Origin of the sequence: Pseudomonas yamanorum, assembly GCF_013386765.1 — a bacterium.
Taxonomy (GTDB): Bacteria; Pseudomonadota; Gammaproteobacteria; order Pseudomonadales; family Pseudomonadaceae; genus Aquipseudomonas; species Aquipseudomonas yamanorum_A.
Genome location: NZ_JACARE010000007.1, coordinates 57,146 through 69,338, shown reverse-complemented (window position 1 = coordinate 69,338; position 12,193 = coordinate 57,146). Strand labels below are relative to the sequence as shown.

Sequence of the window (12,193 nt, the reverse complement as noted above, 5' to 3'; positions counted from 1 at the left end):
CGCTGTAAGAGCGAAACCATAGGAAGCCGTTACCGCAGCAACGGATATGCCCCCAACATTCGTTAAACCTTTCCCCCCCAACAAAGGTCTCTGAAATACCCCCCCAGAGCCCCAAGCATGGCCAAATCCAGCAACTTCGCCAAAGACTGGTTCGCCGCCAAAGGCTGGAAACCGTTCGCCTTCCAGAAAGACTTATGGAACGCAGTCAAGCAAGGCCAGTCAGGACTGCTCCACGCCAGCACCGGCGCCGGGAAAACCTACGCACTGTGGTTCGCCGCCCTCAACCGCTTCGCCATCACCGAAGACACTCCCCGCAAACGCAAAGCCCCCGCCGAACCGCTGACCGTCCTGTGGATCACCCCCATGCGCGCCCTGGCCGCAGACACTGCCCGCGCCCTTGAAGCACCGCTCCAATCCCTGAGCATCCCCTGGACCGTCGGGCTGCGCACCGGCGACACCAGCAGCAGCGAGCGCGCCCGCCAAAGCCGCCGCCTGCCCACCACCCTGATCACCACCCCGGAAAGCCTCACGCTGATGCTCGCCCGCGCCGACAGCGAGGTCAGCCTGTCCCATCTGCGCATGGTAGTCGTGGACGAATGGCACGAACTGATCGGCAACAAACGCGGCGTACAGCTACAACTCGCCCTCGCCCGCCTGCGGCAATGGCACCCAGCGCTGATTGTGTGGGGCATTTCCGCAACCCTGGGTAACCAGGCTCACGCGCTGGAGGTGTTGATCCCACAAGGCGGCGGGATCAACGTGCAGGGGCAAACCGCCAAGCTGTTGCAGGTCGATACGCTGTTGCCACCAGTGATCGAGCGTTTTCCATGGGCCGGCCATATCGGCCTGAAGATGCTGCCGCAAGTGGTGGCCGAGGTCGACGCCAGCAGCAGTTGCCTGGTGTTTACCAACACCCGGGCGCAATCGGAAATCTGGTACCAGGCGTTGCTTGACGCTCGCCCCGACTGGGCCGGGCTGATTGCCCTGCACCACGGTTCGCTGTCCCGGGAAACCCGCGATTGGGTAGAGCGAGCCCTGAAAGACGGGCAACTGAAGGCCGTGGTGTGTACGTCGAGCCTGGACCTGGGGGTGGATTTCTTGCCAGTGGAACGGGTACTGCAAATCGGCTCGGCCAAGGGCGTAGCCCGCCTGATGCAACGCGCCGGGCGCTCCGGCCATGCCCCAGGCCGGCCGTCGCGAGTGACGCTGGTGCCGACCCACAGCCTGGAGCTGGTGGAAGCCGCTGCCGCCCAGGACGCCATCGCTGAACGGCGCATCGAAGCCCGTCAGTCGCCCCACAAGCCGTTGGATGTGCTGGTACAACATTTGGTGAGCATGGCGCTGGGCGGCGGTTTTGTGCCGGATGCGTTGCTGGAGGAAGTCCGCAGCGCCTGGGCCTATCGCGACCTGAGCGACGCGGATTGGGCCTGGGCCCTGGGTTTCGTGCGCCATGGTGGCCTGTCGCTGACGGCCTACCCGGATTACCGCCGGGTCGAGCCGGACGAACACGGCATCTGGCGCGTCCCCGATGCCCGGCTGGCCCGGCGCCATCGGATGAGCGTGGGGACGATCGTCAGCGACGCCAGTATCCAGCTGAAATTCTGGAGCAAGGGCGGCGGTGGCAAGACCCTGGGCAGTGTCGAGGAAGGGTTTATTGCGCGATTGAAGCCGGGGGATGGCTTCCTGTTCGCTGGGCGCTTGCTGGAATTGGTACGGGTGGAAAACATGACCGCTTATGTGAAGCGCAGTACCGCAAAAAAGGCCGCCGTACCACGCTGGAACGGCGGGCGCATGCCACTTTCCAACGAGCTGGCCCAGGCGGTGGTCGAGCGCTTTGATGCGGCCGCCCACGGGCGTTTCCTCGGCCCGGAGATGCACGCGGTGCAACCGTTGCTGGAAACCCAGTTGCGCTGGTCCGGGCTGCCCACTCGCGAGCATCTGCTGGCCGAGGCGCTCAAGTCCCGGGAGGGCTGGCACCTGTTCCTGTACCCGTTCGCCGGGCGCCAGGTGCATCTGGGGCTGGCAAGCCTGCTGGCGTGGCGGGTCAGCCGGCAGCAGGCGGTGACGTTTTCGATCGCGGTGAATGACTATGGGTTGGAGCTACTGAGTGCAACCGAGGTGGATTGGCCGGCGCTATTAAGCGGGGAATTGTTCACGGCGGAGCATCTGCTGGATGACGTCGTGGCGAGCCTGAATGCCGGTGAACTGGCGCTGCGGCGCTTTCGTGAGATCGCGCGGATCGCCGGGCTGGTGTTCGCCGGCTACCCGGGCGCGCCGAAAAGTACGCGGCAGGTGCAGGCCTCCAGCGGGTTGTTCTTTGAGGTATTCAAGCAATACGACCCGAAGAACCTGTTGCTGGCCCAGGCCGGGGAAGAAGTCCTGCGCGAAGAGCTGGATATTCGTCGGCTGGAAGAGACGTTGCGCCACTTGTCAGGGTTGAAACTGGACCTGCATCAGATCAAACGGCCTACACCACTGGCGTTCCCGCTATTGGTAGAGCGTTTTCGGGAAAGCCTGAGCTCGGAAAAACTCTCGGAGCGCATCGCACGGATGGTCAAGGATCTGGAAAAAGTCGCCGATAACGGGAAAAACTGATGCCCGTTCATTACCCGATACATCTGGCGGAAGAAACGCTGTGGTTGCTGGCGGACAAGGCTGTGTATTGGCCCGCGAGAAAGTGCCTGCTGATCGCCGATGCGCATTTTGGCAAGGCGTCGGCCTATCGCAGCCTGGGCCAGCCGGTGCCGCAGGGCACGACGACGGACAACCTGCAACGCCTGGACCGACTGTTGGCAGCCTATCCCTGTGAGCAGGTGATCTTTCTCGGCGACTTTCTCCACGGGCCCGGCTCCCACGCCAGCGGCACCCTGAACGCCCTGAGAGCCTGGCGTGAGCGCCATTCCGATCTGTCACTGACGCTGATTCGCGGCAACCACGACAAACGCGCTGGCGACCCGCCTGGCGATCTGAACATTGAGGTGGTCACCGAGCCCCTGCTGATGGGCCCGTTTGCGCTGCAACACGAACCGCAGGCCCATGTCAGCCACCATGTACTGGCCGGGCACGTGCACCCGGTCTATCGCTTGCGGGGCAAGGGCCGGCAAAGCTTGCGCCTGCCGTGCTTCCAGCTCGGCGCCGAGGTCAGCCTGTTGCCGGCGTTCGGCGCGTTTACCGGGGGTTATTGCGTGACGATGGAGGAAGACAGCCAGGTCTTTGTGATCGGGGACCATGAAGTATGGCCAGTGCATTGAGCCACTGACCATCAGGCAACGGCTGCAGGAAATCAGGCCACAGGGGCGGGAGGCGGTTCGTCAGGGAGGGTTGGCTCACCGGGTTCTTCAGGCTGGTTGGGCCAGGGATCATCGGGGCCGGGCTGGCCGGGAATGCCGCCTGCGGCGGGATCGGCCATCAAGGACCAGGCCATCACGCCAATCTGATTGGGTTCAAGCCGGGCGAGTTCGGCGCTGATTCGCGGATCGAGCTTCATAGGGGACTCCTCAAGCGTGGCCCGGCGCGTTGTGCACGCGACGGGGCAGTACACCCAATAGAGTGTCTGCCCGCTGACAAATTCCCTTAGCCTGTAAGACGATTCGATCAGGTGCGTGGGAGAGTGACGCCACGCTGGCCCTGATACTTGCCGCCACGGTCCTTATAGGACACTTCGCACTCTTCGTCGGATTCGAAGAACAGCATCTGTGCCACGCCTTCGTTGGCGTAGATTTTTGCCGGCAAGGTGGTGGTGTTGGAGAACTCGAGGGTGACGTGCCCTTCCCATTCCGGCTCGAGCGGCGTCACGTTGACGATGATGCCGCAGCGCGCGTAGGTGCTTTTACCGAGGCAGATAGTCAGGACGTTGCGCGGGATACGGAAGAACTCGACGGTGCGCGCCAGGGCAAAGGAGTTTGGCGGGATGATGCAGACGTCGCTCTTGACGTCGACGAAGCTCTTTTCGTCGAAGTTTTTCGGATCGACGGTTGCCGAGTTGATGTTGGTGAACACCTTGAACTCATCGGCGCAACGTACATCGTAGCCGTAGCTGGAAACCCCGAACGAGATCAGCCGCTCAGCGCCTTCGCCGCGCATCTGGCGCTCCACGAAGGGCTCGATCATGCCGTGCTCTTGCGCCATGCGGCGAATCCACTTGTCCGATTTGATGCTCATGGCGGGTGTCCTGAATAGCGAGGTGAAAAAATTCTGTTGGGCATCTTACCGGGGCTGGCCCCGTGGTTCAAAGGGGCGGCTGTTTTTCTTGGTGCCGTGCAGCCCCTGCTGGGCGGGGCGCACCTTCAATTGTGGAGCGTTGGTGCGGTATCAGGCTGCCGCCAGTCACGAAAATAGAGAAACCTTCGGAAATACCATTGGCACGTTCCGGAAAAAGGGTTAAGGTGGCGCCACTGTGCTGCTTGTGTCACTGAGAATCTCTACACGATATGTTGAATTTCGATCCAACCATCTCCAAGAATTTTTCCTGCTCTTTGCACTCAGTCTCGGCCAGGGCTTTTCCTGAGTCGCAGTTAACTTTGTCCAAGGAGATACACCATGTCTAATCGCCAAACTGGTACCGTTAAGTGGTTCAACGATGAAAAAGGCTTCGGCTTCATCACTCCACAATCCGGTGACGACCTGTTCGTTCACTTCAAAGCTATCCAATCCGACGGCTTCAAAAGCCTGAAAGAAGGCCAACAGGTTTCTTTCATCGCTACCCGCGGTCAGAAAGGCATGCAAGCTGAAGAAGTTCAAGTTATCTAACTTGTACTGATTTAGTCGAAAAGCCCCGCCCTTAAAAGCGGGGCTTTTTTGTGCCTGGGATTTGGCTATCGTAGCAACTGTCGAGCGCCAGTGAGGCTGCGTAGGGCGCGACACCGAGTTGAGGCCGGACGCAGCCTCGCTGGCGCTCGACAGCTGCTACGCGCACCCCCCAAAGCAAAACGCCCGGCGCATTCACATGCACCGGGCGTTTTTTATAGCTGCCTTACAGGCCGTTATTGAAACAACGACTCACTCGACAAGCCATTCTTCTCCAGGATCTCGCGCAAGCGCTTGAGGCCCTCTACCTGGATCTGCCGAACCCGCTCACGGGTCAGGCCGATCTCCAGGCCAACATCCTCCAGGGTACTGCTTTCGTGGCCGCGCAGCCCGAAGCGGCGAATCACCACCTCACGCTGTTTGTCCGTCAACTCCGAAAGCCACTGGTCGATGCTTTGCGACAGATCGTCGTCCTGCAGCAACTCACAAGGGTCTGTAGGGCGATCATCGGTGAGGGTGTCCAGCAGGGTTTTATCCGAATCCGGACCCAGCGAGACATCGACTGAAGACACCCGCTCATTGAGGCCGAGCATACGCTTGACCTCTCCCACCGGTTTTTCCAGCAGGTTGGCGATTTCTTCAGGCGAAGGTTCATGATCGAGTTTTTGTGTCAGCTCACGCGCCGCCCGCAGGTAGACGTTGAGCTCCTTGACCACATGGATCGGCAACCGGATCGTACGGGTTTGATTCATGATCGCCCGTTCGATGGTTTGACGAATCCACCAGGTGGCGTAGGTTGAAAAGCGAAAACCCCGCTCAGGGTCAAACTTCTCCACCGCTCGGATCAGGCCGAGATTGCCCTCCTCGATCAAGTCCAACAGGGACAACCCACGATTGACGTAGCGTCGGGCGATTTTCACCACCAGTCGCAGGTTGCTTTCAATCATGCGCTTGCGCCCAGCCGGATCACCCTTTTGCGACAAGCGCGCAAAATGGACTTCTTCTTCGGGAGTGAGCAGAGGGGAAAAGCCGATTTCATTGAGGTACAGCTGGGTCGCGTCGAGCGCCCGCGTGTAATCAATATATTTGTGTTGCTTTAACGCGGTGGAGTTTTTGGACTTGGTGCGAACTGAAGGTACAGCAGGTCCCTCATTCGACATCGATTCCGTATCGATGACAGTCTCCATAAGGAGAACCTCATCGTCGATGTCAAACTCCGGCGCTTCTTTACTGAGAGCCATTGTTATAGTCCTTTGGTGAGTTCGACCTCAAGCTCAAGCGACGCCTTTATCCTTGGCAACGCTGGAGCCTGTTCCTTCTACGTGAGGGAACAGGCTGTGCAACACATCAACGACGGGGAAGGAATTGCAGCGGATCAACAGGCTTCCCTTGGCGGCGAATCTCAAAGTGCAGTTTCACCCGGTCTGTACCAGTTGACCCCATTTCGGCAATTGTCTGTCCGACTTTGACCTGCTGCCCCTCCCGAACCAACAGCCTGCGGTTATGACCGTAGGCACTGACGTAGGTATCGCTGTGTTTGATGATGACCAGCTCGCCGTAGCCCCGTAAACCACTCCCGGCGTACACCACTGTCCCATCAGACGCAGCTAAAACAGGCTGTCCCAAATCCCCGGCGATATCAATGCCTTTATTCAAACTACCGTTTGAAGAGAATTTTCCAATAAGGATGCCATTTGAGGGCCATCCCCAACCGGTAGGAGCAGGCCCGGCAGGCGGCAGCGGCGCGGGTGCCGGTTTGCTCGCAACCCCAGGCGCGGCGGTGCCTGCAGGCCGGGTGATGATTGTAGTTTTGCTTGAAGAAGACGGCGACGAGGCCGTATTTGTGACGACAGCAGTCGGTGCTGAACCGGTTCGCCCATCGAAACGGATGGTCTGGCCCGGATGTATCGTATAGGGCACAGGAATATTGTTACGAGCCGCGAGCGCCTTGTAATCCCACCCATAACGGAAGGCAATCGAGAACATCGTATCGCCCTTGCGCACCACATATTGCCCGGTGGTTACGGTAGGTTTTTGCGGGACCGCATTATTGCGGTCGACCACTCGGGCACCACCGGATGGCGTGCTTGAGCAAGCCGCCAGCAAGGAACTCAAGACAAGGCCAATCACCAGTCGCTGAAAGCTTGTTTGACTCATACGCTGTGCAATGACCGTGAGACTCACCCGCCGCTCCCTTTGTGGTGGCTGACTATGAACGCCTGTATCAGGCTTGAAATATGACGCAAGTATAACTGCCCGTTGGACTTTTACTGGAAACACGATTCTAAAGAAAATTTCATCATGCCAAGTCCCGGCGGCTGACTATGTTGACTCCATAGACCCCGCTGTAAGACACATAGCCGGCAATAGAATTCAGTACGCAGGAATAATTGATCAGGCCAGCGGACCGTTAAGCAACGGAACAAAACGCACCGCACCGAGCACATGCCGGGAAAAGCCTTCTTCCTCACGAATGATCAACATTAATTGTTGCACTTCGCCGGAGCCCACCGGAATCACCAGGCGCCCGCCGGGAGCCAATTGGTCGAGCAAAGCCTGGGGCACGTCGGTCGCCACGGCGGTGACGATGATGCCGTTGTACGGCGCCAGCGCCGGCCAGCCTTCCCAGCCATCGCCCCAGCGGAACACCACGTTGCGCAGGTTCAGCTCCACCAGGCGCTCCTTGGCCCGGTCCTGCAGAACCTTGATGCGCTCCACGGAAAACACCCGCTCTACCAGTTGTGACAACACGGCCGTCTGGTAGCCGGAACCGGTGCCGATTTCGAGCACCTTGTCCAGCGGGCCGGCCGCCAGCAGCAACTCACTCATCCGCGCCACCATATAAGGCTGGGAGATGGTCTGGTTGTGGCCAATTGGCAGCGCCGTGTCTTCATAAGCGCGGTGCGCCAGGGCTTCATCGACAAACAGGTGCCGTGGGGTACGCCGGATCACCTCCAGCACCTGGGCGTTGGACAGCCCCTCTTCATACAGGCGCTGGATCAAACGCTCGCGGGTGCGCTGGGAGGTCATCCCGATGCCCCGGCGCAGCAGGTCGTCTTGTTCACGAGCCATCAGCGCAGCCCCTCCAGCCAGCCATCGAGGCTACTGAAGGCATCACTGAAGGTGCGATCGAGTTGCAACGGGGTAATCGAGACATAGCCTTGCATCACCGCATGAAAGTCCGTGCCCTCGCCACCGTCCTCGGCATCGCCGGCAGCGGCGATCCAATAACCTTCACGGCCACGCGGATCGACCACCTTCAACGGCGCTGCCGCACGGGCGCGATGGCCCAGGCGGGTCAACTGGATGCCGCGAATGTGGTCCAGGGGCAGGTTGGGGATATTGACGTTGAGCACCGTACGCGGCGGCAACACCAGGGTGTCATGGGCTTCCACCAGCTTGCGGGCGAAATACGCCGCGGTCGCCAGGTTGTCCAATTGACGGGAAGCAAACGAAAAGGCGAACGAAGTCCGACCTAGGAAGCGCCCCTCAAGGGCTGCTGCCACAGTGCCGGAGTACAACACGTCATCTCCCAGGTTGGCCCCCAGGTTGATCCCGGAAACCACCAGGTCAGGCTCACGCTCCAGCAGGCTGTTGATCGCCAGGTGCACGCAATCCGTCGGCGTGCCGTTCACGCTGATAAAGCCGTTGGGCAACGTCTGTACGTGCAACGGACGGTCGAGCGTCAGCGAGCTGCTGGCGCCGCTTTTGTCCTGGTCGGGGGCAACCACCACACACTCGGCGTAATCCGCCAGCGCAGCATGAAGCGCGGCAAGGCCGGGTGCAGTGACCCCGTCGTCGTTAGATATCAGAATACGCATGGGCTGTCCGTCTGCCCCACCGGCACCAGATCTACAAGCTCGCGCACCAATACGGTAGCGAAGCATCCAGCCGGCAGGACGAATTCCAATTGCAGAATGTCAGACTCGGGATAATGCCACGTCAACCCGCCAATGGGCAGTCGAAGAATGCGACGTTCCTGGCTCATGCCGGCATTCACCAGCCAATCCCGCAGGTCGGCTTCACCGTCGGCAATCGCCTGTTCCAGAGCGAAGGTCGCCCCCGACGCCGGCGAATCACCTTCGCCCCATTGCGGGCCGGTGGGATGCAGGTCGAGGATGGCCAGGCGCGGGTCGCTGCATTCAGTCTCCCCGGCCGGGAAAAAGCTGCGGCTGTCGGTAAACGCCAGCAGATCGCCGACCTGGGCGCGCTGCCAGGAACCGTCGGCCACTCGCGCCGCCAGCACTTTATTGAACAGGAAGCTGCGCGCCGTCGAGAGCAGGCGCGAACGCACGTTGCGCTGCTCCGGCAAGGCCTTGCGCGCCGCCCAGTCGCGGGCATCGACGACGTTGCCGCCGTTATGGCCGAAACGCTGGGCGCCGAAATAGTTGGGAATGCCCTGCTTGGCGATCAGTTGCAGGCGCGCGTCGATGGCCGCGGCATCACCGGCAAACTGGGTCAGGCGCAAGGTAAAGCCGTTGGCCGAATGGGCGCCGCGCTGCAGCTTGCGCTTGTGGCGGCCGGTCTTGAGGATCTTCAGGGTGTCGTTTTCCGCCCCACTCAGGTCCGGATCAGCCTTGCCCGGCAATTGCACGCTGAACCACTGGCGGGTCAGCGCCTGGCGGTCCTTGAGCCCGGCGTAGCTGACGGTGCGCAACGGCACGCCCGCCGCCTTGGCAATCCGCCGCGCCGCTTCCTCGGTATTCAGGCCGCGCTTTTCCACCCATAACCACAGGTGTTCACCCTCGCCGCTCAGCGGGATGTCCAGCACTTCATCCACCTGGAAGTCTTCGGCGGTGGCCTTCAGGACGGCGCTGCCCAAGGCGTCGCCATAGGCACGCGGGCCCAGCAGTTGCAGATCATTCATGCGCGCAGCAACAAGGCAACGGAATGCACCGCAATGCCCTCTTCGCGACCGGTAAACCCGAGCTTTTCGGTGGTGGTGGCTTTTACGTTCACTTGATCCAACTCAACTTGAAGATCCGCGGCAATCAGCGCGCGCATCGATTCGATATGCGGGGCCATTTTCGGCGCCTGGGCAACGATGGTGTTGTCGACGTTGCCGACCTTCCAGCCCTTGGCGTGGATCAAACCAACCACATGACGCAGCAGCACGCGGCTGTCCGCGCCCTTGAAAGTGGGGTCGGTGTCCGGAAAGTGTTTGCCGATGTCGCCCAACGCAGCGGCGCCGAGCAAGGCATCGCTCAAGGCATGCAGCACAACGTCGCCGTCGGAATGAGCCAGCAACCCATGGTGGTGCGCGATCCGCACGCCGCCCAGGGTGATGAAATCGCCTTCGGCGAAACGGTGCACATCATAGCCGTGGCCAATACGCATAAAAAAACGCCCCGATTTAATTCAGGGCGTGATTCTACCTACTTTTGCCTCACATTAACCGAGCAAAGCGCGTGCGTGATGGCGTAAATGGTCTTCGATAAAGCTGGCGATAAAGAAGTAGCTGTGGTCATAGCCCGGTTGCAGGCGCAGCTCCAGCGGATGGTTGGCCGCCTTGGCCGCTTGCTGCAAGGCTTGCGGCTTGAGCTGCACCGCGAGGAAATCGTCGCGATCGCCCTGGTCCACCAGCAGCGGCAGCTTTTCCGAGGCTTCGCTGATCAACACGCAGGCATCCCATTCGCGCCACTTCGAGCGTTCTTCGCCGAGGTAGCGGGAGAACGCCTTCTGGCCCCACGGGCAATCCATCGGATTGTTGATCGGCGAGAAGGCCGACACCGACTGATAACGCCCCGGGTTGCGCAAGGCACACACCAGCGCGCCGTGACCGCCCATGGAGTGGCCGCTGATCCCGCGCTTGGCCGAAGCCGGGAAATGCGCTTCGACCAATGCCGGCAATTCCTGCACCACGTAGTCATGCATCCGATAGTGCTGGGCCCAGGGTTCCTGGGTGGCATTCAGGTAAAAGCCGGCGCCGAGGCCGAAGTCCCAGGCGTTGTCCGGGTCACCCGGCACCCCGGGCCCGCGCGGGCTGGTGTCAGGCGCCACGATGATCAACCCCAGTTCGGCCGCCATGCGCTGGGCGCCAGCCTTCTGCATGAAGTTCTCATCGGTGCAGGTCAGCCCCGACAGCCAGTACAGCACCGGCAACTTGCCGCCCTGCTCCGCTTGCGGCGGCAGGTACACGGCGAAGGTCATGTCGCAGCCCAGCACATCAGAATGGTGCTTGTAGCGTTTGTGCCAGCCGCCGAAGCTTTTCTGGCATGACAGGTTTTCCAGACTCATGGCCGACCTCAGAAGTGAATGACGGTACGGATGCTCTTGCCTTCATGCATCAGGTCAAACGCCTTGTTGATATCTTCCAGGCCCATGGTGTGGGTGATGAAGGTATCCAGCGGGATTTCGCCGGTCTGGGCCATTTCCACGTAGCTTGGCAATTCGCTGCGACCGCGCACACCACCAAACGCCGAACCGCGCCAGACTCGACCGGTCACCAGCTGGAACGGACGGGTAGCGATTTCCTGGCCGGCACCGGCCACGCCGATGATCACCGACTCGCCCCAACCCTTGTGGCAGCACTCCAGGGCCGCACGCATCAGTTGGACGTTGCCGATGCATTCGAAGGAAAAGTCGACGCCGCCGTCGGTCAGATCAACGATCACGTCCTGGATCGGGCGGTCGTAGTCTTTCGGGTTGATGCAGTCGGTGGCGCCCAGTTGCTTGGCGATTTCAAACTTGGCCGGGTTGATGTCGATGGCGATGATGCGACCGGCCTTGGCTTTTACCGCGCCGATCACCGCCGACAGGCCGATACCGCCCAGGCCGAAGATGGCCACGGTGTCGCCCGGCTTGACCTTGGCGGTGTTGATCACCGCACCGATGCCGGTGGTGACGCCACAGCCCAGCAGGCAGACTTTTTCCAGCGGCGCTTCTTTGGGGATCTTGGCTACGGAGATTTCCGGCAGCACGGTGTATTCGGAGAAGGTCGAGGTGCCCATGTAGTGGAAAATCGGCTGGCCCTTGTAGGAAAAGCGCGAAGTACCGTCGGGCATCAGGCCTTTGCCCTGGGTGGCGCGAATCGCCTGGCAGAGGTTGGTCTTGCCCGACAGGCAGAATTTGCATTTGCCGCATTCCGGGGTGTACAGCGGGATCACATGGTCGCCCACCGCCACCGAGGTCACGCCTTCACCGATGGCTTCCACCACCGCACCACCTTCATGGCCGAGGATCGACGGGAAGATGCCTTCCGGGTCGGCGCCCGACAGGGTGTAGGCGTCGGTATGGCAGACACCGGAGGCCACCACCCGCAGCAACACTTCGCCAGCCTTGGGCATGGCCACATCCACTTCAACGATCTCAAGGGGCTTCTTGGCTTCGAAGGCTACGGCCGCGCGGGACTTGATCATCCGGTTTCTCCATGGATTAAAAACGTAAGACCGACAGTGTAAAACATGGCTGGTTGATTAATAATCCAGACCAAAGCAAAACATTATTG

The 12,193-nt window shown here is 60.7% G+C and carries 13 protein-coding genes; 3 read left to right on the top strand and 10 right to left on the bottom strand.

Annotation, left to right across the window (positions count from 1 at the left end):
- Positions 1-117: 117 nt before the first annotated feature.
- The gene (locus HX875_RS04670) at positions 118-2,595 is read left to right on the top strand and encodes a ligase-associated DNA damage response DEXH box helicase (protein ID WP_177042057.1); all 2,478 of its coding nucleotides are present in this window, start codon (positions 118-120) and stop codon (positions 2,593-2,595) included.
- Positions 2,595-3,251 carry a ligase-associated DNA damage response endonuclease PdeM gene (pdeM, locus tag HX875_RS04665; protein WP_177042055.1) on the top strand — a complete coding sequence of 219 codons (657 nt, stop codon included), beginning with the start codon at positions 2,595-2,597 and terminating at the stop codon, positions 3,249-3,251. The genes HX875_RS04670 and pdeM overlap by 1 nt, the downstream gene beginning before the upstream one ends.
- Positions 3,252-3,283: 32 nt before the next feature.
- Here pdeM and HX875_RS04660 read toward each other — a convergent pair whose 3' ends face one another.
- Together HX875_RS04660 and dcd are read right to left on the bottom strand one after the other, a co-directional pair.
- Positions 3,284-3,487 (bottom strand): hypothetical protein, encoded by a 204-nt coding sequence (locus tag HX875_RS04660; protein WP_003219272.1) that lies wholly within the window; start codon positions 3,485-3,487, stop codon positions 3,284-3,286.
- A gap of 107 nt (positions 3,488-3,594) precedes the next feature.
- A complete protein-coding gene (gene dcd / locus HX875_RS04655; RefSeq protein ID WP_003219273.1) occupies positions 3,595-4,161 on the bottom strand; it encodes a dCTP deaminase in 567 nt (188 codons plus the stop codon).
- A 378-nt stretch (positions 4,162-4,539) separates the two neighbouring features.
- On the opposite strand from dcd, the gene HX875_RS04650 reads away from it, so the two are divergent.
- Complete coding sequence (locus tag HX875_RS04650; protein WP_002554837.1) at positions 4,540-4,749, top strand: cold-shock protein; 210 nt, start codon at positions 4,540-4,542, stop codon at positions 4,747-4,749.
- Positions 4,750-4,982: 233 nt separating this feature from the next.
- On the opposite strand, the gene rpoS is transcribed toward HX875_RS04650, so the two are convergent.
- The 8 genes from rpoS to HX875_RS04610 form a co-directional block, all read right to left on the bottom strand.
- Positions 4,983-5,987, bottom strand: a complete 1,005-nt coding sequence (gene rpoS, locus HX875_RS04645) for an RNA polymerase sigma factor RpoS (RefSeq protein WP_003219274.1) — start codon at positions 5,985-5,987, stop codon at positions 4,983-4,985.
- A gap of 106 nt (positions 5,988-6,093) precedes the next feature.
- Positions 6,094-6,930: a peptidoglycan DD-metalloendopeptidase family protein gene (locus tag HX875_RS04640; RefSeq protein WP_177042053.1), complete on the bottom strand. Its 837-nt coding sequence runs from the start codon at positions 6,928-6,930 to the stop codon at positions 6,094-6,096.
- A gap of 210 nt (positions 6,931-7,140) precedes the next feature.
- Positions 7,141-7,776, bottom strand: coding sequence for a protein-L-isoaspartate(D-aspartate) O-methyltransferase (locus HX875_RS04635; RefSeq protein WP_010176736.1), 636 nt, complete (start codon positions 7,774-7,776; stop codon positions 7,141-7,143).
- Between the two features lie 41 nt (positions 7,777-7,817).
- The gene (gene surE, locus HX875_RS04630; protein ID WP_177042052.1) at positions 7,818-8,567 is read right to left on the bottom strand and encodes a 5'/3'-nucleotidase SurE; all 750 of its coding nucleotides are present in this window, start codon (positions 8,565-8,567) and stop codon (positions 7,818-7,820) included.
- On the bottom strand, positions 8,555-9,613 hold the full coding sequence (truD, locus tag HX875_RS04625) for a tRNA pseudouridine(13) synthase TruD (protein WP_177042050.1): 1,059 nt from the start codon (positions 9,611-9,613) through the stop codon (positions 8,555-8,557). Before truD ends, surE begins: the two co-directional genes overlap by 13 nt.
- Positions 9,610-10,083, bottom strand: coding sequence for a 2-C-methyl-D-erythritol 2,4-cyclodiphosphate synthase (gene ispF / locus HX875_RS04620; RefSeq protein WP_010176739.1), 474 nt, complete (start codon positions 10,081-10,083; stop codon positions 9,610-9,612). The genes truD and ispF overlap by 4 nt, the downstream gene beginning before the upstream one ends.
- A 54-nt stretch (positions 10,084-10,137) precedes the next feature.
- Positions 10,138-10,983 carry an S-formylglutathione hydrolase gene (gene fghA / locus HX875_RS04615; RefSeq protein WP_177042047.1) on the bottom strand — a complete coding sequence of 282 codons (846 nt, stop codon included), beginning with the start codon at positions 10,981-10,983 and terminating at the stop codon, positions 10,138-10,140.
- 8 nt (positions 10,984-10,991) lie between these two features.
- A complete protein-coding gene (locus tag HX875_RS04610) occupies positions 10,992-12,104 on the bottom strand; it encodes an S-(hydroxymethyl)glutathione dehydrogenase/class III alcohol dehydrogenase (RefSeq protein ID WP_010176741.1) in 1,113 nt (370 codons plus the stop codon).
- Positions 12,105-12,193: the final 89 nt, after the last annotated feature.